Annotated in this window: 18 protein-coding genes; 7 read left to right on the top strand and 11 right to left on the bottom strand. The window is 66.6% G+C overall.

Annotated elements, in window-relative coordinates; all coding sequences use genetic code 11:
• The first annotated feature begins 11 nt into the window (after positions 1-11).
• Together QHC78_RS02700 and QHC78_RS02695 are read left to right on the top strand one after the other, a co-directional pair.
• The gene (locus QHC78_RS02700) at positions 12-743 is read left to right on the top strand and encodes an alpha/beta fold hydrolase (RefSeq protein WP_319742337.1); all 732 of its coding nucleotides are present in this window, start codon (positions 12-14) and stop codon (positions 741-743) included.
• Positions 744-983: 240 nt separating this feature from the next.
• A complete protein-coding gene (locus tag QHC78_RS02695; RefSeq protein WP_319742336.1) occupies positions 984-1,964 on the top strand; it encodes a tripartite tricarboxylate transporter substrate binding protein in 981 nt (326 codons plus the stop codon).
• A gap of 18 nt (positions 1,965-1,982) precedes the next feature.
• Here the strand turns inward: QHC78_RS02695 and QHC78_RS02690 are convergent, their stop codons facing one another.
• The gene (locus tag QHC78_RS02690) at positions 1,983-3,104 is read right to left on the bottom strand and encodes an alpha-hydroxy acid oxidase (RefSeq protein ID WP_319742335.1); all 1,122 of its coding nucleotides are present in this window, start codon (positions 3,102-3,104) and stop codon (positions 1,983-1,985) included.
• An 11-nt stretch (positions 3,105-3,115) separates the two neighbouring features.
• Positions 3,116-3,796, bottom strand: a complete 681-nt coding sequence (locus QHC78_RS02685; RefSeq protein WP_319742334.1) for a Fe2+-dependent dioxygenase — start codon at positions 3,794-3,796, stop codon at positions 3,116-3,118.
• 174 nt (positions 3,797-3,970) lie between these two features.
• Here QHC78_RS02685 and aptA point away from each other — a divergent pair, with 174 nt between their 5' ends.
• Positions 3,971-5,293: an omega-aminotransferase AptA gene (gene aptA / locus QHC78_RS02680; RefSeq protein ID WP_319742333.1), complete on the top strand. Its 1,323-nt coding sequence runs from the start codon at positions 3,971-3,973 to the stop codon at positions 5,291-5,293.
• A 107-nt stretch (positions 5,294-5,400) separates the two neighbouring features.
• On the opposite strand, the gene maiA is transcribed toward aptA, so the two are convergent.
• Genes maiA through gtdA form a run of 3 tightly spaced genes read right to left on the bottom strand, consistent with a single transcriptional unit; the run spans position 5,401 to position 7,854 of the window.
• Positions 5,401-6,051 (bottom strand): maleylacetoacetate isomerase, encoded by a 651-nt coding sequence (gene maiA / locus QHC78_RS02675; protein ID WP_319742332.1) that lies wholly within the window; start codon positions 6,049-6,051, stop codon positions 5,401-5,403.
• 16 nt (positions 6,052-6,067) lie between these two features.
• On the bottom strand, positions 6,068-6,766 hold the full coding sequence (locus QHC78_RS02670; RefSeq protein WP_319742331.1) for a fumarylacetoacetate hydrolase family protein: 699 nt from the start codon (positions 6,764-6,766) through the stop codon (positions 6,068-6,070).
• Between the two features lie 35 nt (positions 6,767-6,801).
• A complete protein-coding gene (gene gtdA / locus QHC78_RS02665) occupies positions 6,802-7,854 on the bottom strand; it encodes a gentisate 1,2-dioxygenase (RefSeq protein WP_319742330.1) in 1,053 nt (350 codons plus the stop codon).
• 333 nt (positions 7,855-8,187) lie between these two features.
• Between gtdA and QHC78_RS02660 the strand changes: the two genes are divergently transcribed.
• The 4 genes from QHC78_RS02660 to QHC78_RS02645 all read left to right on the top strand — a co-directional run bounded on the left by QHC78_RS02660 (position 8,188) and on the right by QHC78_RS02645 (position 12,388).
• Positions 8,188-9,678, top strand: a complete 1,491-nt coding sequence (locus tag QHC78_RS02660) for a circularly permuted type 2 ATP-grasp protein (RefSeq protein WP_319742329.1) — start codon at positions 8,188-8,190, stop codon at positions 9,676-9,678.
• Positions 9,672-10,625 (top strand): alpha-E domain-containing protein, encoded by a 954-nt coding sequence (locus QHC78_RS02655; protein ID WP_319742328.1) that lies wholly within the window; start codon positions 9,672-9,674, stop codon positions 10,623-10,625. The genes QHC78_RS02660 and QHC78_RS02655 overlap by 7 nt, the downstream gene beginning before the upstream one ends.
• Positions 10,626-10,636: 11 nt before the next feature.
• Positions 10,637-11,437: a transglutaminase family protein gene (locus QHC78_RS02650; protein ID WP_319742327.1), complete on the top strand. Its 801-nt coding sequence runs from the start codon at positions 10,637-10,639 to the stop codon at positions 11,435-11,437.
• A gap of 81 nt (positions 11,438-11,518) precedes the next feature.
• Positions 11,519-12,388 carry a proteasome-type protease gene (locus QHC78_RS02645; RefSeq protein WP_319742326.1) on the top strand — a complete coding sequence of 290 codons (870 nt, stop codon included), beginning with the start codon at positions 11,519-11,521 and terminating at the stop codon, positions 12,386-12,388.
• 27 nt (positions 12,389-12,415) lie between these two features.
• Here the strand turns inward: QHC78_RS02645 and QHC78_RS02640 are convergent, their stop codons facing one another.
• The 6 genes from QHC78_RS02640 to QHC78_RS02615 all read right to left on the bottom strand — a co-directional run bounded on the left by QHC78_RS02640 (position 12,416) and on the right by QHC78_RS02615 (position 18,834).
• Positions 12,416-14,164, bottom strand: coding sequence for a sensor domain-containing protein (locus tag QHC78_RS02640; RefSeq protein ID WP_319742325.1), 1,749 nt, complete (start codon positions 14,162-14,164; stop codon positions 12,416-12,418).
• 106 nt (positions 14,165-14,270) lie between these two features.
• Positions 14,271-14,696 (bottom strand): OsmC family protein, encoded by a 426-nt coding sequence (locus QHC78_RS02635; protein ID WP_319742324.1) that lies wholly within the window; start codon positions 14,694-14,696, stop codon positions 14,271-14,273.
• Positions 14,697-14,814: 118 nt separating this feature from the next.
• On the bottom strand, positions 14,815-15,825 hold the full coding sequence (locus tag QHC78_RS02630) for an alpha/beta fold hydrolase (protein WP_319742323.1): 1,011 nt from the start codon (positions 15,823-15,825) through the stop codon (positions 14,815-14,817).
• A complete protein-coding gene (locus QHC78_RS02625) occupies positions 15,825-16,667 on the bottom strand; it encodes a TauD/TfdA dioxygenase family protein (protein ID WP_319742322.1) in 843 nt (280 codons plus the stop codon). Before QHC78_RS02625 ends, QHC78_RS02630 begins: the two co-directional genes overlap by 1 nt.
• 17 nt (positions 16,668-16,684) lie before the next feature.
• Positions 16,685-17,893 carry a M24 family metallopeptidase gene (locus QHC78_RS02620; RefSeq protein ID WP_319742321.1) on the bottom strand — a complete coding sequence of 403 codons (1,209 nt, stop codon included), beginning with the start codon at positions 17,891-17,893 and terminating at the stop codon, positions 16,685-16,687.
• A complete protein-coding gene (locus tag QHC78_RS02615; protein WP_413816411.1) occupies positions 17,851-18,834 on the bottom strand; it encodes a Bug family tripartite tricarboxylate transporter substrate binding protein in 984 nt (327 codons plus the stop codon). The genes QHC78_RS02620 and QHC78_RS02615 overlap by 43 nt, the downstream gene beginning before the upstream one ends.
• Positions 18,835-18,841 lie beyond the last annotated feature (7 nt).

The following is an 18,841-nucleotide window of genomic DNA, read 5'->3' as shown; positions in this document are numbered from 1 at the left end:
GAGGGAAAGCCATGACTCGATCGAATCCGCCGCTGGTCCTGCTGCCGGGCCTTTTGTGCGATCGTGCCGTATGGGAAGACCAGTGCGCGCGGTTCGGCTCGCAATACGAATGCCAGGTGCCGGACTATGGCCTGATCGATTCGATTACCGGGATGGCCGAACACGTGCTGCGCCACGCGCCGGCCGACACCTTCAGCCTGGCCGGCCACTCGATGGGCGGGCGGGTCGCCCTCGAGGTGGTTCGTCTCGCGCCGCAGCGTGTCCTGCGCCTGGCGCTGCTCGACACGGGCTACCAGGCCCTGGCGCCGGGCCCGGCGGGCGAATCCGAGCGCGCCGGCCGCCTGGCGCTCCTGCAGACCGCGCGCGAGCAGGGCATGCGGGAAATGGGACGTATCTGGGCACGCGGCATGGTCCACCCCGACCGGGTCGAGGGCCCGCTGTTCGAGTCCATTCTCGACATGCTCGAACGCCGTACGCCGGATATCTTCGCCGCGCAGATCCGCGCGCTGCTGGCTCGCCCCGACGCCACACCCCACTTGGCGCGCATCGCGTGCCCCACGCTGGTCTTGTGCGGACGCCAGGACACCTGGAGCCCGTTGTCGCGCCATGAAGCACTGGCCGCCGAAATCCCCGGCGCGCGGTTGGCCGCGATCGAGGAATCCGGCCACATGACCACCATGGAGCAGCCGGACGCCGTCAACGAGGCGTTCGAGCAATGGCTGCATACCGAGCCCCGCCGCTGAAGGCGTAGTTCACCCAGGCCGCCACGGCAGTGGCGGCCCGCGTTCGTCCCCTCGCTCTACGGGAATGTACTGAGGTCTTGAGGTCCTCACAGCGATTGACGTTGGCGCTGCCGTATTCCATTATTCCCCACAATTCACCAAAAGGTGAATTAAAGACCATCGACCCGAAGAGGTCGCAGAGGGCGCGTTCCGCGTGCCCCGCCGGTTCACACCTATAAAAGAATTCGCCAGGAGACAACCATGAAGCTCGTCCGTGCCGCAGCACTTGCGCCGGTGTTCTGCCTGATCGCGCTGGCTCACGCGCCGTCCCGCGCACAGGAAGCCGGCTATCCCGCCAAGCCCATTCGAGTCATCGTCCCGTTCACCGCGGGCAGTACCACCGACATCATCGCCCGCGCCATTACCGACAAGCTGGCGGCGAGCATGGGCCAGCCGGTCGTGGTCGAGAACCGCGCCGGCGCGGGCGGCACGATAGGTGCGGCCCAGGTTGCCCAGGCGGCGCCCGACGGCTATACGGTGCTGATCCACTCTTCTTCGCATACCGTCAATCCGTCCACCTTCGCCAAGCTGCCTTTCGACACGGTCAAGGATTTTGCCGGGGTCACCCCCATTTCGACGCTCCCCAACGTGCTGGTGATCGCGCCGTCCAAGAACATCAAGTCGCTGCAGGACCTGCTAAGCACGGCCCGCAGCCGGCCGGGCAGCCTGAACTACGCGTCGTCCGGGACCGGCAGCGCCACGCATTTGAATGCCGAGCGCTTCCGGCTCCAGGCCCGGATCGATGCCACGCACATCCCGTTCAAAGGCTCGCCCGAGGCCGTGGCGGAGGTCATCAGCGGGCGGGTCGATTACTACTTTTCGCCCGTGGCGCCGGTCATCGGCCAGATCAAGGAAGGGCAACTGGTGCCGCTCGCCGTAGGCTCGCCGCGGCGTTCCAGCATCCTGCCGGACGTGCCCACCACCGCGGAAGCGGGCGTGCCCGGTTCCGAGTTCAATTTCTGGATAGGAATGATGGTGCCCGCCAAGACGCCGCGGCCCATCGTCCAGAAGCTGCAGGCCGAAGTTGCCAAGGCGCTGGCTTCGCAGGAGGTCAAGACCCGCTTTGCGGCGGTGGGTGCCGATGCTTTCCTGCTGACGCCGGAAAAATTCGATGCCTACATCAAGGATGAAATCGAATCCAATGCGCAGTTGGTGAAAGCCGCGGGCATCGAACCCATGTAAGGGCGGAAACGGCGGCTGCTAGGCTGGCGCCTGCCAGGCCTGCGGCCACAGCGCCTGGCGGCCGATGTCGGCCAGTGTCGCGCAGCCGGCAAGCGCCATCGCGATTTCGAGTTCGGTGCGCAGCAAGTGCAGGACGTGGATGACGCCGACCGCGCCCGCCGCGGCGAGTCCGTGGACATAGCCCCGGCCGACCAGGACGGCGGCGGCGCCGAGCGCGACGGCCTTGAAAACATCGGTGCCCCGGCGCACGCCGCCATCCATCAGGACAGGGATGCGGCCCTGGACTTCGTCCGCGACCCACGGCAAGGCTTCCAGCGTGGGCGGCAATCCGTCCAGCGTGCGGCCGCCGTGATTGGAAACCACGATGGCTGCGGCGCCGGCCTCCACCGCCAGACGCGCATCGACGGGCGAGAGGATGCCTTTGAGCACGATCGGCAGGCGCGTCTGGCTGCGCAGCCAGGCCACATCGTCCCACGACGGGGCGTGGTCCAGCATGCCGCTGCCGAAAATGGCGCTTTCGCCCGCCCGGGCCACCGTCTGGCCCATGGGGCGCAGCCCGCGCAGGTTGACCGCTTCGATGCCGGGTGGCAACGAGAAGCCGGCGCGCTGTTCGCGGTTTCGTACGCCATTGACCGGCGCATCGACGGTCAGCACCAGCGCCCGGTAGCCTGCCGCTTCCGCACGGCGGACGAGCTTCAAGGTGTCGTCGCGGCGGGCCTGGAAGTAGAGCTGGAACCACAGCGGCGTATCGGCCGCCTGGGCGAGGTCCTCCAGGGCAACGCTGGACTGCGTGCTGACCACCATCGCGGCCTTCATGGCGGAAGCCGCCAGTACGGTGGCGAGTTCCCCCTGCGGGTGCGCCAGCTTCTGGTAGGCCACGGGTGCCAGCAAGATGGGGTAGGGCAGGTGGACACCGAGCAACTCCAGCGCGGTGCTTCCACCGGCCAGCTTGCCCAGCACGCGAGGTTGTAGCCGTATCCGGTCGAAGGCCTCGCGATTGGCGCGCAGCGTCAGTTCGTCCGCCGCGCCTCCCGCCAGGTAGGCCCACGCCGCTTCGCTCATGCGTTCGCGCGCATAGTCTTCGTAGTCGGCCACGGCCGCGATCTGCGGCGGAATCTGTGCGAGCGGAGGCAGGGGCATGGGAGGCCGGTTCAGGTCTGCGACCATTGCCGCAACAGGTTGTGATAGACGCCGGTCAGCTGTACCAAGGCTGCGCTGTCCCGCACTTCGCGGGTGAGCTGCTGGATGGCGGTGTCCATGCGGTAGAGGGTCTCGCGCTGGATTTCGTCGCGTACGAGGCTCTGCACCCAGAAAAACGCCGCGATGCGGGCACCGCGCGTGACGGGGTTCACCCGGTGCAGGCTGGTGCCCGGATAGATCACCATGTGCCCGGCCGGCAGCTTGACCGGGTGGCTGCCATAGGTATCTTCGACGACCAGCTCGCCGCCTTCATACTCTTCGGGCGGCGTCAGGAAGAGCGTCGCGGAGATGTCGGTGCGCACCCGGTGGGCCGTGCCGGGCAGGCTGCGGATGGCATTGTCGATGTGGTTGCCGTAGTTGCCGCCGCCTTCATAGCGGTTGAAGGCCGGGGGCAGGACCTTGAGCGGCAAGGTGGCGGAAATGAAGCGCGGATTGACACCCAGCACATCGAGGATCAGGTTGCCTAGCTGGACGGCCAGCGGATCGTCGGCGGCCAGCTGCTGGTTGTGCTTGGCGTGGGCGGCCATGTGCCCGGCTGTCGAGCGGCCGTCGATCCATTGCGCGCGCGACAGCGCGTGCCGGCATTGCGCCAGCTGCTCGGCCGCCAGCACGTCGGGAAGGATCAGCATCATGGCAACGTCCTCGATGGGAATCCCGGCAAGTTTACCCTTGCGTGGGAAGCGGATGCTTGCCCCCGCGGCCGGATAACTCAATACACTATCGGCAGCGGCCGTATCGAGGAAAGCGCGAGGCCCCGGCGCCGCGGCCAGCGGACCGCGCGGCTTTCCGCCATCAAGGAGTCCGACATGCATGCCGAATTGCCCGACCTTCAGTCCCTCTGGATGCCCTTTACCGCGAACCGGCAGTTCAAGGCTGCGCCGCGGCTGCTGGTCGCGGCCAAGGGGATGTACTACACCGATGCGGATGGCCGGCAGGTGCTCGACGGCACCGCGGGTCTATGGTGCTCGAATGCCGGCCACTGCCGCGATGAAATCATCGACGCCGTGCATCGCCAGATGCAGACGCTGGACTATGCCCCGCCGTTCCAGATGGGGCATCCGCTGGCCTTCGAGGCAGCCCATCGCCTGGCGGCCATCCTCCCGCCCGGACTCGATCGCATTTTCTTTACCAACTCGGGTTCCGAGTCGGTCGATACGGCGCTCAAGATCGTACTGGCCTACCACCGGGCACGCGGCGAAGGCCAGCGCACGCGCTTCATCGGCCGGGAGCGCGGCTATCACGGCGTCGGATTCGGCGGCATGTCGGTCGGCGGCATCGGCGCCAACCGCAAGGCCTATGCGGCCAACCTGATGCCCGGGGCCGACCACATGCCCGCCACGCTGAATATCGCCGAGGCGGCGTTCTCGCGCGGCCAGCCGGCGTGGGGCGCGCACCTGGCCGACGAGCTGGAGCGCCTGCTGGCACTGCACGATCCTTCGACGGTGGCCGCGGTGATCGTCGAGCCCATGGCGGGGTCGGCCGGGGTGATCGTGCCGCCGCTGGGCTACCTCGAACGCTTGCGCGAACTCTGCTCGCGCCACGGCATACTGCTGATTTTCGACGAAGTCATCACGGCCTTCGGCCGCCTGGGCGCGGCCACCGCGGCGCAGCGCTTCGGCGTGACGCCGGATCTCATTACGCTGGCCAAGGGAATCAACAACGCCACTGTCCCGATGGGCGCGGTGGCGGCCGCCCGATCCATTCACGACGCCATCATGGAGGCGGGCCCGGCCAATGCCATCGAACTGTTCCATGGCTACACCTATTCCGGCCATCCCGCCGCCGCGGCCGCGGCCATTGCTACGCTGGATCTCTATGCCCGCGAAGGCCTGTTCGAGCGCGCCGCCCGGCTCGAGCCGGCGTTCGAGTCCGCGGTCCATGCGCTGCGCGGCGCTCCGCACGTCAAGGACATCCGCAATATCGGACTGGCGGCGGCGGTAGAGCTCGAACCGCGTCCCGGACAGCCGGGCGCCCGCGCTTACGAGGCCTTCCTGGCCTGCTTGAAAGCCGGCGTGCTGGTGCGTTTCACCGGCGACATCCTGGCCTTCTCGCCGCCGCTCATTATCGACGAAGCGCAGATCCAGACCTTGTTCGGGACGGTCCGGGAGATGCTGGAAAGGGTAGGGTAACCGGGCTGCTGCCCGGGGTAAGACAGCCCGGCCGGGGTTCTCCCGAGCTGCGCCTGCCCCTTGAGCGGGGCCGGTTCGCGGCCGGGAGCGCCGGACCGGGGCGCGCGTCAGCGCGCGGGGGGGGGCGTATAGTCAGGCTGCCTGGCGGGTTCCGCCTGCTGGAAGGCCGCTTGTTTCTGGCAGTGTTCGTACACCGCCATGACGCGCGTATAGGCGGAGGTGTCGCAGCCCATGCGCATTGCGTTGGCCACCTGGGGAACCAGGCTGCAGTCGGCCAGCGTGGGCGCGTCGCCGAAGCAGTAGGGGCCGGAACCATGGGCCTGCAGCAGGCGTTCTACGGCAGCCAGCCCGTCCTGCACCCAGTGGTCGTACCAGGCCTTTTTCTGCTCCTCGGTCACGCGCAGCACGTCCGTCAGGTATTTGAGGATGCGCAGGTTGTTGACCGGATGGATGTCGCAGGCGATGGCCAGCGAGAGCTCGAGCACCCGTGCGCGCAGCATCTTGTCTTCGGGGATGAGCCGCGGTTCGGGGTAGGTGGCGTCGAGGTAGTCGATGATCGCGATCGATTGCCCCAGCCGCACGTCGCCGTCCACCAGCAGCGGCACGTTGGCCGAGGGATTCTTGGCCACGTACTCCGCCGCGCGGTGTTCCAGCGTCCGGATGTTGACGCCACGGTACTCGTACGCGAGGCCCTTGAGGGCCAGCGCGATGCGTACGCGGTACGAGGTCGAGCTGTTGAAGAAGCTGTAGAGTTCCATGATGCCTCGCCCGGCTTCAGACTACTCGCACGTTCAGCGTGCCCAATCCTTCCACGCCGCCTTCCATCACGTCGCCCTTGACGACCGGGCCCACGCCTTCGGGCGTGCCGGTGAAGATCAGGTCGCCCGGTTCGAGGCGGAAATACTTCGACAGGTAGGCCACGGTCTCGGCGACGGACCAGATCAGCTTGGACGTATCGCTGCGCTGCTTGTCCTGCCCGTTCACCTTCAGCCACAGCTCGGCCTTCTCGAAGTGGCCGACGTCGGCTGCCTTGTGCAGCGGCGCGGTGGGCGCGCTCTGGTCGAAGGCCTTGCCGATTTCCCACGGCCGGCCTACTTCGCGCATCTTGATCTGCAGGTCGCGGCGGGTCATGTCCAGGCCGACGGCATAGCCCCACACGTAGTCCAGCGCCTGTTCGACCGGGATGTTGGCGCCGGACTTGCCGATGGCCGCCACGAGCTCGATCTCGTAGTGGAAGTTGGCGGTTTCGGACGGATAGGGCAGGTCCAGCGTGGTGCCGTAAGGCACGGCCACGACGGCGTCGGCCGGCTTGCAGAAGAAGAACGGCGGCTCGCGATCGGGATCGAAGCCCATTTCGCGCGCGTGGGCGGCGTAGTTGCGGCCCACGCAGTAGACGCGGCGCACGGGGAATTGATCATTGCTGCCGGCGACGGGAAGCGTGGCGGCCGGTTCGGGTTGGAAAACGTACGACATGGATCGCAAACCTCGGTGGATGGATGAAAGGGAGATCAGTCGATGCGCTCTTCGCGCAGCAGGCCCAGCGCGGCTTGCACCGGCCGGTCGGAATAGCTGAACAGCACCGCGTCTTCGAGCGCGGCCAGCTGCACCGGCTGCCAGGGCGGCACGACGAACACGTCGCGCGGACCGAACTGGAAGACCTCGTTGCCGATACGGGCGTTGCCTTGTCCTTCGACCACGCTGAATACCGTGGAGTCGGAGGTCCGATAGGTCTTGCCCTGGAAGCCCGCAGGCAGCCATTGCATGAAGGTGGCCATGGTGGGCATCGGGTAGCCGCCGGTGGCGGGGTTCACGTAGCGCAGCTTGACGCCGTCCCAGGGGTCGAGTTCGCCGCGCCGGGCCAACTGGTCGAGCGCTTCTCGCGTGCGCTCGTACGGATAGTTGAAGATAGGCGATGAGTTGCCGCTGAAGGTATGGCGCACGGGCGCCATGTTGTAGCCATAGCGGGCGAAGCTGTCGCCTTCGGGGCGCATCACGGGTTGGGAGGCTTCGGGATAATTCTCGGCGAAGCCCGCGTCGAGCGAGCGCAGCAGCGGGATGTCGAGGCCGTCGAGCCAGACCACCGGTTCGCCGCCTTCGGCTTCGGTGGGGTTGCCGTGGTCGTGCCAGGTCCAGGACGGCGTGATGATGAAGTCGCCCGGGTGCATGGTGGTGCGTTCGCCGTTGACCGCCGTGTAGGCGCCCTTGCCTTCGACGATGAAGCGCAGCGCCGACTGCGTGTGGCGATGGCTGGGCGCGATCTCGCCGGGCAGGATCAATTGCAGTCCCGCGTACAGCGTCTGCGTGATGGCCGACTGGCCCTTCAGGCCGGGGTTCTCGAGTATCAGGACCCGGCGCACCGCTTCTTCGGCACTGATGATGGAGCCGGACTCCATCACGTCCGCGCGCAGCTTGTCGTACTTCCAGATGGCGGGAATGCAGCGCGGTTGGGGATGGGGCGGCACCAGCGTATGCAGCGATTCCCACAAGGGGCTGAGATTTTTTTGCGCGATGCGGTCGTAGTAGGCGCGGCGCGCGGCGTCGGGAGCAGTCTTGTCGAGCATGGGTGTCTCCGTGTCTGGCGAGGCTGGGGCGGGCTGTGCCCACCGCCAGTCTGGCGGCCGGGGGCGCGCCATCGCCGCGCCGGCCATATCGCCTCATTGTATGCCCCGAGGTATACGAAACGATATGAAATTATCTTATCAACCATATGGATACCAGCATGGCAGAGCCAGGCAGGCGATCCGCCACCATCAAGTGCACCAAGGCCGTGCGCCATGACGTCCGGTGGCCCCGGAAACTCGCCGCGGTGGTGCGCGGCCACAGCCAAAGCCGTCCTGGCAGCCCGGTACGGGCTTTGCTTTGCTTGGGTGGAATCTGCAAACACCCGGGGCGCCATGCTTTCCTATAACGAAATGCAGTTCGAGAGCGGTGCCGTCCGCCGCCACTACCAGCGCTTCTGCGACTGGCTGAACCGGCAAAGCGCCGAAACCATGGCCAGGAAACGCGCCGAGGCCGACCTGGTGTTCCGCCGGGTCGGTATTACCTTTGCGCTCGGCGGCGATGCCGGCAACGTGGAGCGGCTGATCCCCTTCGACCTGATCCCGCGCATCATCCCCGCGGACGAATGGGAACTGCTGCAGGCCGGGCTCGCCCAGCGAGTGCGGGCCCTGAACATGTTCATCCACGATGTGTACCACGACCGGCGCATCGTCCGTGCGGGCGTGATCCCGGCCGAGCAGGTCTATACCAATGCGCAGTACCGGCCCGAAATGCAGGACGTGGACGTGCCGCGCGACATCTACGCGCATATTGCGGGGGTGGACATCGTCAAGGCCGGCGGTGACCGGGATGGCACGTTCTACGTGCTGGAAGACAACCTGCGGGTACCCTCAGGGGTCTCGTACATGCTGGAAAACCGCAAGATGATGATGCGGCTCTTTCCCGAGCTGTTCGTGCAGAACCGCATCGCACCCGTCGCGCACTACCCCGACCTGCTGCTGGAGAACCTGCGGTCCGTGGCGCCGGTGGGCGTGGACGATCCCACCGTCGTGGTGCTGACGCCGGGCATCTACAACTCCGCGTATTTCGAACACGCCTTTCTCGCGCAGCAGATGGGCGTCGAGCTGGTCCAAGGCAGCGATCTCTTCGTCGCCGACAACACGGTCTTCATGCGTACCACGCGCGGGCCGCAACGGGTGGACGTGATCTACCGCAGGCTGGATGACGACTTCCTGGATCCGCTGGCGTTCCGCGCCGAATCGGCGCTGGGCGTGCCGGGGCTGCTTTCGGTGTACCGGGCGGGGCGGGTCACGCTGGCCAATGCGATCGGCACGGGGGTGGCCGACGACAAGTCCATCTACCCGTTCGTGCCCGACATGATCTCGTTCTATCTGTCGGAAGAACCCATATTGAAGAACGTGCCGACCTGGCAGTGCCGCAAACCCGACGAGCTGTCCTACGTATTGGCGCACTTGCCCGAACTGGTGGTCAAGGAAGTGCATGGCGCAGGCGGCTATGGAATGCTGGTGGGGCCCACTGCCAGCCGCGCCGAGATCGAGGCGTTCCGGGCGCGGTTGATGGAACGCCCGCAGGGCTATATCGCACAGCCGACGCTGGCGCTGTCCTGCTGCCCGACTTTCGTCGACCAGGGCGTCGCGCCGCGCCACATCGACCTGCGGCCGTTCGTCCTGTCGGGGAGCAGTATCGCCATGGTTGCCGGCGGGTTGACGCGGGTGGCGCTGAGGGAGGGATCGCTGGTGGTCAATTCGTCCCAGGGAGGGGGGACCAAGGACACCTGGGTGCTGGACCCACCCCTGCGTGGCGGCGCGCGATTTGCCGTGGGCGCCCTCGGCATGGCGACCGTGGCGGAGGGACGAGCATGCTGAGCCGCACGGCCGATCACTTGTTCTGGATGGCCCGTTATATCGAGCGGGCGGAGAACACGGCGCGTCTGATGGATGTCGTCCTGAAGGAGTTGCTGCTGCCGCAGACCGACGAAAACGCCATGCGCAGCCAGCGCTCGGTACTGGCCATTTCCGAGTTGAGCGAGATCTTCGCCGCCCGCTATGACGCGGTGACGGCCGAGAACGTGCTGCGCTTCATGGTCGCGGACCCCGGCAACCCCTCCAGCATTCTTTCGAGCCTGCGCAGCGCGCGCGAGAACGCGCGGGCGGTGCGAGGTGCATTGACGACCGAATCCTGGGAAACCATCAACCATACCTGGCTGGAGTTCAATCGTCAGCTGGACGAAGGCATGCTGGACATCGACCCGGATTCGGTATTCGAATCGGTCAAGTTGCGTTCCCATTTGTGGCGGGGCGTCACGCTGGGAACGGCACTCAAGGACGAGGCTTTCTATTTCACCCAACTCGGTATTTTCCTCGAACGCGCCGACAACACGGCCCGCATCCTGGACGTGCGCTTCGCGGATGGTGCGCCGGGCGCGCGCGTGCCGGCCAGCATGCAGCTGGGCGACTTCTATTACTGGACCTCTCTTCTGAGTTCCGTGTCGGGCCTGGAAATCTACCGCCAGGTTTATCGCGACGTGCTGATGCCCGAGCGCGTGGTGGAACTGCTGATTCTCAATCCGTCCATGCCGCGGTCGCTGCTGGCCTCGCTGGACCGGGTGTGCGAGAACCTGGCCAGGCTCAGCACCGCGACTTCCCGCGATTGCGAGCGCTATGCCGGCAAATTGCGTGCCGAGCTGCTGTACGGCGAGATCCGGCCCATCCTCGCGCGCGGCCTGCACGAGTACCTGACCGAGTTCCTGGGACGGATAGCCGTGCTGGGCAACAAGATCAGTGCGACGTTCCTCCTGCCGCTCACTGCCTGACAGGTGCCGCCATGCGTCTTTCCATTCGTCACGAAACTACGTACCGCTACGACACCCCGGTGCATTACTCCATCCAGCAATTGCGCCTGGTGCCCGGTTCCGGGACCGCCCAGGTCGTGGTGCACTGGGACCTGAACGTGCCGGGCAAGCTCGATGCGTCGACGGACGCGTATGGGAATACGGTCCAGATGCTCGTCATGACGCGGCCGATGTCCGAGATGCGTTTCTCGGTGCGCGGCGAAGTCGAGACCTTGCCGCTGCGGGACGGCCGTCTGCAGGAAGACCCGGGGCGCATTCCGCTGGAGCATTTCACCTGCGCTACCCGCCTGACCGAGGCCAGCGATGCCGTACGCGAACTGGCGCATGCCGCCGGCGCACTGGACCGGCCGTCGGCGGTCGTCGAGCTGGCCCGCCGCATACGCGACCGGGTCGCCTACCGAAGCGGCATCACGCAGGTCACCAGTACGGCGGCCGAGGCGCTGGTCCTGGGGCAGGGCGTCTGCCAGGACCATTCCCATTTGCTGATTGCCTGCTGCCGGGCGCGGGGCGTGCCCGCACGCTACGTCAGCGGCTATATCGATCCCGGCGACGTGCCGCACGCTGCCAGCCACGCCTGGGCCGACGTTTGGCTGGACGATGCCGGCTGGGTGTCCGTGGACGTGACCCACGGATGCTATGCGTCGGGTCCGTATTGCCGGATCGCGGTCGGCTCCGACTACGACACGGCGGCGCCGGTGCGCGGGATGCGGATCGGCGGCGGCGCCGAAGCCATGACCGTGGACGTCAAGGTCGGAACCGCGGCCGAGCAATGATGTTGCACGCCGGGGCGGTCCATGCGGGCGGGCGGCGCAAGCGCTAGAATCGTCGGATACTTTGACGAGCATGAAGCGGGTATGACTTATTGTGTGGCGATGCGCGTGGACGAGGGCCTGGTATTCCTGGCCGATACTCGCACCAACGCGGGCGTGGACCACGTCAGCACTTTTCGCAAGATGACCGTGTTCGAGCAGCCCGGCGAGCGTGTCCTGGTACTGCTGACGGCGGGCAATCTCGCCTTGACCCAGTCGGTCGCGCAGATCCTGGCCGAGCCCACCGAACCCGATCACCCGACGCTCTGGAACGTGCCCAACATGTTCGAGGCGGCGTGCCTGGTCGGCAAGGCCGTGCGCGAGGTCCACAAGATGCATGCCGAGGCGCTGCACGACTTCAGTATCGAGTTCAATTGCAGCTTCTTGCTGGGCGGGCAGATTCAAGGGCAGGGCGTGCGGCTGTTCCAGATCTACGCGGCCGGCAACTTCATCGAAGCCTCGACCATGAACCCGTATTTCCAGATCGGCGAAGCCAAGTACGGCAAGCCCATCCTGGACCGGGTGCTCACGCCCGACATGCCGCTGGATGAAGCGGCCAAGTGCGCGCTGATATCGATGGACTCGACCTTGCGCTCGAACGTGTCCGTCGGCCTGCCGCTGGATCTGCTCGTGTACGAGAAGGACAGCCTGCGGGTAACCAAGTTTGCCCTGATCGACCACGACAACGAGTACTTCGACATGATTCACACGTCGTGGGGCGCGCGGCTGCGGCAGGTGTTCGCGGAGATCCCCGACCCGCAGTGGACGCCGGTATCGGCGCTGCCGCCGGGTCGGTCCCCCATGCGTTCCGACCCGCCGCTCGCGCCGGGCCATGGGCCCTACAAGCCGGTGCATGAACCGGCGCTGGCACAGACCCTGGCTCAGAGCCAAGGCGGCCAGCCCGAGCCGGATTGAGGGCAGGGCGGGGCCGGCCGCGCGCCGCTACGCGATCGGGGACAACGCGTTCTCCAGTGCCTGCGCCGTCAGCGGCCGCGAAAACCAGAAGCCCTGCGCCTCGTCACAGCCCAGCTCCGCCAGCCGGCCGGCATGGGCCGCCGTTTCGACGCCTTCAGCCGTGACCTTGATGCCGAGCGCATGCGCCATGCCTATGATGGCGCTGATGATGGCGTCGCCGTTCTTGACCGATGAGATCGCGCGCACCAGCGAGCGGTCGATCTTGATCCGGTTGAACGGAAAGCGCGTCAGGTAGGCAATGCTCGCATACCCCGTGCCGAAGTCATCGATGGCGACTTCCACGCCGAGCTTGCGCAAGGCATGCAGCGTGTCGACGACCTGGCGGCTGTGGTCGAGCAGCAGGCCTTCCGTGATTTCCAGCTCGATGCAGCCGGCGGGCAGCCGCCAGCGTTCGAGCGCTGCCGATACCATGTCGTAGAACTTGCGGTCGCGCAATTGCGTAGGCGACACGTTGATAGCCATGCAGGGCGACCGGCCGAACTTGCTAAACAGGCGCACTGTCTGCTGGCAGGCGGCGTCCAATACCCAGCTGCCGATTTGGTCCATCAATCCGAGGTCTTCCGCCAGCGGCACGAATTCGTCCGGCCCGATGGCGCCCAGCTGCGGATGTCGCCAACGCAGCAGCGTTTCCGCGCGCGTGATGCGGCCGCTGTGCAAGTCTACCTGCGGCTGGAAGGCGAGCGAGAACTGCTGCGTATCGACGGCCTCGCGCAGCAGGGTTTCCAGGTGGCTGCGGCGTACCGATTGGGTCTGCATGCCGAAATCGAAGTGACGCGCGGTGCCTCCGCCGCTGCGGCTGGCGGCAGTCAAGGCCAGCAGCGCGCGCTGCAGCAGGGCCCGCGGATCGTTGCCGGCGGTCGGATAGGAGCTCACGCCCACGCTCGCCGTCAGGTGCAGGGTAGCCGGCGCGAACGGAATCGGCCGCGCAACCTCGGCCAGCAGCGCCGCCTCGCGTTCCGCGGAAAGCGTCTGGTGCCCGCAGGAAATCATGGCGAACAGCGAGTCGCGCATCAGGCCCAGCATGTGGTCGTCGCCACACAGGCGCTTCAAGCGGGCGGCGACCTGCTTGACGGCGGCGTCCGCGGCGGCCTGTCCCAGCGTATCGCGCAGTTTGCGCAGGTTGTCGAGCTCCACCAGGACCAGCAGGACGGGTTCATTGCGAGCCTTGGCCCGTTCCAACGCCAGTCCGAGGCGCTCTTCCAGCAGTTCCTGGTTGGGCAGGCCGGTGAGCGGATCGTGATGCAGCAGATGCCACAGCTGCAGACCATCGCGATGGCGGCGCGAGCTGTCGAAGACCGCGCCCACGTAGCCGGCGGTCCGGCCGTCGGCATGCGCCAGCCGCGCCAGTGACAGGGTGACGGTAATGCGTGCGCCGTTGCGGCGGATGTAGGTCCAGTCTGCTTCGGCGCCCTGATTGGCGGTCAGGGGTTCCCCGGGCTGCACGGCCACGACATCGCGCGTCGGCGGATTGATCAGCTCGATGCGGCGGACCGCCGCCTCGGAAGGGTCGTGCAAGTCTTCGAACCGCCGCCGGCCTACCAGTTGCTGGGCGGAATAGCCGGTAATGCGTTCATAGGCCGGGTTGACCATGGTGAAGATGCCATGGGCATCGCAGACGAACATGCCACAGGGCGCCGACTGTATGGCCAGGCGATACGCCGTGGCGGTCAGTTGCTGCGCGGACCACGCTGTCGTGGTGTCCGCATCGATCTGCACGGTATTTTTCCTCCACGACCAGGATGTATTTTTCGTGCCCGGCATTGCCGCGCGGCCCCTATTGAATCACAGGCGGGCGGCTCGTGGCGGGCTTCCCCGGCCGGCCTCAAGCCTCGAGGCGCGCATCCATGGTGATCTGCGCGTTGAGCACCTTGGAAACCGGGCAGCCCGACTTGGCGGCGTTGGCAGCGGCCTCGAAGGCGGCCTGGGCGGCACCCGGGATGGCAGCCACCACGTCCAGGTGGATGGCGGTAATGGAAAACCCGTCCGAGGACTTGTCCAGCGTGACGGTGGCCGTGGTTTCGATGCTGTCGGCCGTCATGCCGGCCTTGCCCAGTTCCGCGGACAGGGCCATCGAAAAGCAGCCCGCATGGGCCGCCCCGATCAATTCTTCCGGGTTGGTCCCTTTGCCGTCTTCGAAACGGGTATGGAAACTGTAGGGGGTATTGTCGAGCACGCCGCTCTCGGTCTTCAGCGTGCCTTTGCCGTCTTTGATGCCGCCTTGCCAGACGGCTGATGCTGATTTCTTCATGGTCGCCTCCTGACTGTCCCGACTAGCTTAACGCCGGTCGTGCGGGGAGGCGGCGGCTGGAATCGCAAGAGGCTGTAACGCAACGGCGGCCGCCTACGGCAGATTACGCGGTGGCCGGCTAGAGCTTTTCGTAACCTTGATGCAATGATCCGGGCAGCGGCTGTTGGACAAGCGCACACAGTACCTCTTGCCAAGCCGGGCTTTCCAGCAGCGGCGACAGGTGGCCCGCCCGCCCGTCCACCGTCGCCTGGGCGACGCAGGGGCACGCCAGCGGTTCGCCGCCCGGCGGAAACACCTCATCGGTGCGGCCGCGCAGCCAGAACAGCGGGACGCTGCAGGAAGCCAATGCCGCCCGTACGTCGAAATCCATTGCAGCCCCGCGCAAGCGCGCCATCGACCACGGCGAAAACCGGTCGGCCCAGCGCGCCGCCTCGGCCGCGATGCGGCCTTCGGGATCCGGACATCCCTGCGCTGCGAGCCAAGCCCGCACGCCGTAGCGCGCTAGAACGGACTGCCGCCACGTCCGCCATTGGATCCGGGCCTGCGCATCGCCGGACTGCCAGGCCGCGGCCAGGCGGCAAAGCCGGTCGAGCTCGGCCGCCGACCCATTGCCCCGGGGTGCCGAGGCCAGCACCACCACGCGGCGCGGGCGCTGCGGGCCGGCCACCGCCCACTGGAAAGCCTGGTAGCCGCCATAGGAATAGCCAATGATTTCGTCCAGCTGTGTGATCCCCTGGGCTGCCAGCCATTGGCCCTGGAGCCGCACGGTATCGGCAATGGTAACGGCGGGAAAGTGTTCCGGTTCGCGCTGCGAGCCCGGTCCGCTGGACCCGAAGCACGAGCCCAGCGCATTGGGCACCAGCACGCAGCAAGTGCGCGTATCCAGGTACTGTCCCGGCCCAATCCAGCCTTCGCCCCAGCCCGCGTCGGGCGCTGTTTCCTCTCCGTCCAAGGGCAGCGCCTGCGGGCTGGCCGAAATGCCATGCAGAAACAGGACGACCCGCTCGGCCTGCGCCGGCTCGGGGCCATAGCGGCACCAGCCCAGGCGCGCGGGGGCCAGTTCTTCCCCGCTGTCGAGCCGCAGCGTGGGTGCGGCGTAGACACCGGCCGACCCTGGCACGCGCGCCATCACACCGGCCGTTCGCCCAAAACCGTCGTGCGGAATATGGTCCGCGTGAGATGGGCCGGCAGGTTGCGGGTGGTGGCTTTATGCATCACACAGCGGTTATCCCACATGACCACGTCCCCGGGCGACCACTGCAGCGCATATTGGTAGCGTTCCTGTGTGCAATGGGCAAACAGGTCATCCAGCATGGCGCGGCTTTCCGCCTCCGGCCAGCCGACGATTTCAACCGTCATGCCGGGATGGACGAACAAGGCGCGCCGGCCCGTCTCGGGGTGGGTGCGCACAATGGGGTGCACCACGTCCGGCGTCTGCGCGAGCTGGCTGCGATTCATGACTACCCGCGTGCTGTCCTCGGTTTTGTCCTGGCGGGGCCGATAGCGATGGATCGCCTGCTGGCCCTCGATGCGGGCGCGTACGCCGGCGTCCAGGTCCTCGTACGCACGGTACATGTTCACGAACAGCGTATTGCCGCCCTCGGGGGGGATGATTTGAGCGTTGAGGATGGTGGCCTTGGCCGGTTTTTCGCGGAATGCGAAGTCCGAGTGCCAGTACGAACCGCCGTCGGCAATGCCGGCGGGCACGCCATTCTTCACCTCGTTGGACAACACGAAAATCTCGGGATGGTCCGGATGGTTGTATTGCGACAGTACATGGATGTCCAGTGGGCCCAGGCGGCGGCTGAACTCGAGCTGTTTCCCGGGTGACAGCGCCTGGTCCTTGAAGACCAGGAGCTGGTGATCCAGAAATGCCCGGTATACCTGCGCATAGGTATCATCGTCCAGCCGGCCGAGGTCCACTCCCCGGACGGCCGCGCCTATCAATGGACTCAGCGGCGTAATCTGCATGGCAGGCTCCTTTGCCGTCAAGAAACGCGATGCACGCGGGCCGGGGTGCGTACCAGCGGTTCGGCGCCGTGCTCGCCGATCAGCACCGGATACTCCAGGCGCAAGCCGCCCACGCCGGGCTGGTACAGGTGCGTACCCAGCGCGGCCACCATCCCGGGCCGTACGACGTCCTGGCTGCGCAGGTTGATGAAAGGCCGCGTGCGCGCGCACGTGCCCAGGCCATGTCCGAACAAGGGCAGGCCGAATTCGCGCAAGCCGAACCTCTCGAATACGGCCAGCCCGTCCTGGACGCATTCGGGAATGGGACGTCCGGGACGCAGGCCGGCCAACATCGTTTCCACCGTGGCTTCCCAGCAATCGATCATGGTTTGCTGGCGCGCGTCGGGCTTGCCGACGAATACCGGCAGCGCCGTGTCGGCCAGGTAAAGGTCGATCATGGGGTGCAGATCGAGAATGACGAATTCGTTGTTGCCGATGCGGCGGTCCGTGGCCTGCTGGGTCACGCCACGCAGAAAGCCCGTGCGCTCTCCGGCGCCCACTTCGGTCCCGCCGGTAACGGCCCAGGACCAGGTACTGCCGCGGTGGCGGATGGCACGTTCGATCTCCCCGGCCACCTCGTTCTCCGTTGCGCCCGGCTGCACGGCCGCCAGGCCCTGCTCGAAGCCATGGTCCGACACGTGGGCCGCCTGGCGCAGCCGTTCGATCTCGGCCGCATCCTTGATCAGCATCGCTTCGTCGATGAGGTCGACGCCATTTTCCAGCCGGGCCTTGGGCAACTGGCCGGCAATCTCGAAATACTCGGCGGCGGTCAGCATGCCGGGCGCCACCTGCGCGGCGCCGGGATGGGCCAGGTCCAGGCCGATGCGTCCGGCATCCAGTCCATGGTGACGCAGCCGCTGCGCAATGAGCTGAGGGAAGTCCGAGAACTCGAACGTATGCATGGCGACGTCGCGGCCCTCGGTCACAACACGAGCCGCATCCATGGCCCAATAGAGGAACTCGCAAGCTCCATTTGCGGTAACCAGCACCGCGCCGCGCCACGGCATGAACGCGCCGCTCAGGTAGTGCAGCGCGCCCTGGCGGGTACCCAGATAGGCGTCGAAACCCGCCTCGCGGACGTGGCGGGCGACGTTGCCGCGCCGAGCATGAAAGTCGATGGCCTGCATGAATGTGCCTCCGTGGATCAAGAAACCGATGCGCCCGACGCCTTGACGATGGGCGCCCATTTCCGGGTTTCCTCACGCACGAAGCGGGCGAATTCATCGGGAGTGCTGCCGACCGGGTCGGCCGCTTGCGAAACAAGTTGGTCTTTGACCTTGGGATCGGTCATCGCCTTGGCGATCTCGCGTTGCAACCTGTCGACAATGGGGCGGGGCGTGCCTGCCGGCGCGAACACGCCTATCCAGGACGTCATGGCATAGCCCGGCACGGTCTCGGCGATGGCCGGGACATCCGGGGCGGCCGCCGACCGCTCCGGTCCGGTCACGGCCAGCGCACGGAGCTTGCCGGCTTTGACCAGCGGCAGCGCGACCACCATGCTGTCGAAGGCCAGATCGGCCTGGCCGCCCATGACGTCGGTCAGGGCCGGCAGGCTGCCCTTGTAGGGAATGTGCTGCATCGAAATGCCGGCCATTTCGTTGAACAGCTCGCCCGACATATGCATGGAAGTGCCGCTGCCGCCGGAGGCGCGGTTCAACGCTCCGGGGTGGGCCTTGGCATAGGCAATGAGCTCGGCCACATTGCGCACGGGAAGCTTGGGGTTGGACACCACCATCAGCGGATAGGACACCACCTGGGTTACCGGCACGAAGTCCTTGATCGGGTCGAAGGGCAGCGAGCGGTACAGCGTCTGGTTGATGGCATGTGTGCCTATGGTTCCCATGAGAATGGTGTAGCCGTCGGGCGCCGACTTGGCGACGGCGTCAGCGCCGATATTTCCGCCGGCACCCGGCTTGGCTTCGACGACCACGGGAACGCCCATGCTGTCCGACATCTTCTCGGCCAGCAGGCGCGTGACGATCTCGGTCGGTCCGCCCGCGGCGGCCGGAACAATGAAGCGAATAGGCTTGGCCGGGTAGGTGTCGGCGGCACTAGCGGCGCCGGCGGCCGACAGGCAGGCCGCGGCCACCGCTGCACGCGCCAGTTTGAACGGCGATGTCTTCTCCATCATGTCT

The sequence above is a fragment of the Pigmentiphaga sp. genome, assembly GCF_033795525.1.
Lineage (GTDB): Bacteria > Pseudomonadota > Gammaproteobacteria > Burkholderiales > Burkholderiaceae_B > Pigmentiphaga.
The sequence above is the reverse complement of the archived record's forward strand: the minus strand, read 5'-3'. Positions and strand labels throughout refer to the sequence as shown.

Excerpts from the sequence above, each read along its gene's own strand:
- QHC78_RS02700 (WP_319742337.1), top strand. The coding sequence starts at position 12 with ATGACTCGATCGAATCCGCCGCTGGTCCTGCTGCCGGGCCTTTTGTGC.
- QHC78_RS02695 (WP_319742336.1), top strand. The coding sequence starts at position 984 with ATGAAGCTCGTCCGTGCCGCAGCACTTGCGCCGGTGTTCTGCCTGATC.
- QHC78_RS02690 (WP_319742335.1), bottom strand. The coding sequence starts at position 3,104 with ATGCCCCTGCCTCCGCTCGCACAGATTCCGCCGCAGATCGCGGCCGTG.
- QHC78_RS02685 (WP_319742334.1), bottom strand. The coding sequence starts at position 3,796 with ATGATGCTGATCCTTCCCGACGTGCTGGCGGCCGAGCAGCTGGCGCAA.
- aptA (WP_319742333.1), top strand. The coding sequence starts at position 3,971 with ATGCATGCCGAATTGCCCGACCTTCAGTCCCTCTGGATGCCCTTTACC.
- maiA (WP_319742332.1), bottom strand. The coding sequence starts at position 6,051 with ATGGAACTCTACAGCTTCTTCAACAGCTCGACCTCGTACCGCGTACGC.
- QHC78_RS02670 (WP_319742331.1), bottom strand. The coding sequence starts at position 6,766 with ATGTCGTACGTTTTCCAACCCGAACCGGCCGCCACGCTTCCCGTCGCC.
- gtdA (WP_319742330.1), bottom strand. The coding sequence starts at position 7,854 with ATGCTCGACAAGACTGCTCCCGACGCCGCGCGCCGCGCCTACTACGAC.
- QHC78_RS02660 (WP_319742329.1), top strand. The coding sequence starts at position 8,188 with ATGCTTTCCTATAACGAAATGCAGTTCGAGAGCGGTGCCGTCCGCCGC.
- QHC78_RS02655 (WP_319742328.1), top strand. The coding sequence starts at position 9,672 with ATGCTGAGCCGCACGGCCGATCACTTGTTCTGGATGGCCCGTTATATC.
- QHC78_RS02650 (WP_319742327.1), top strand. The coding sequence starts at position 10,637 with ATGCGTCTTTCCATTCGTCACGAAACTACGTACCGCTACGACACCCCG.
- QHC78_RS02645 (WP_319742326.1), top strand. The coding sequence starts at position 11,519 with ATGACTTATTGTGTGGCGATGCGCGTGGACGAGGGCCTGGTATTCCTG.
- QHC78_RS02635 (WP_319742324.1), bottom strand. The coding sequence starts at position 14,696 with ATGAAGAAATCAGCATCAGCCGTCTGGCAAGGCGGCATCAAAGACGGC.
- QHC78_RS02630 (WP_319742323.1), bottom strand. The coding sequence starts at position 15,825 with ATGGCGCGCGTGCCAGGGTCGGCCGGTGTCTACGCCGCACCCACGCTG.
- QHC78_RS02625 (WP_319742322.1), bottom strand. The coding sequence starts at position 16,667 with ATGCAGATTACGCCGCTGAGTCCATTGATAGGCGCGGCCGTCCGGGGA.
- QHC78_RS02620 (WP_319742321.1), bottom strand. The coding sequence starts at position 17,893 with ATGGGCGCCCATCGTCAAGGCGTCGGGCGCATCGGTTTCTTGATCCAC.
- QHC78_RS02615 (WP_413816411.1), bottom strand. The coding sequence starts at position 18,834 with ATGGAGAAGACATCGCCGTTCAAACTGGCGCGTGCAGCGGTGGCCGCG.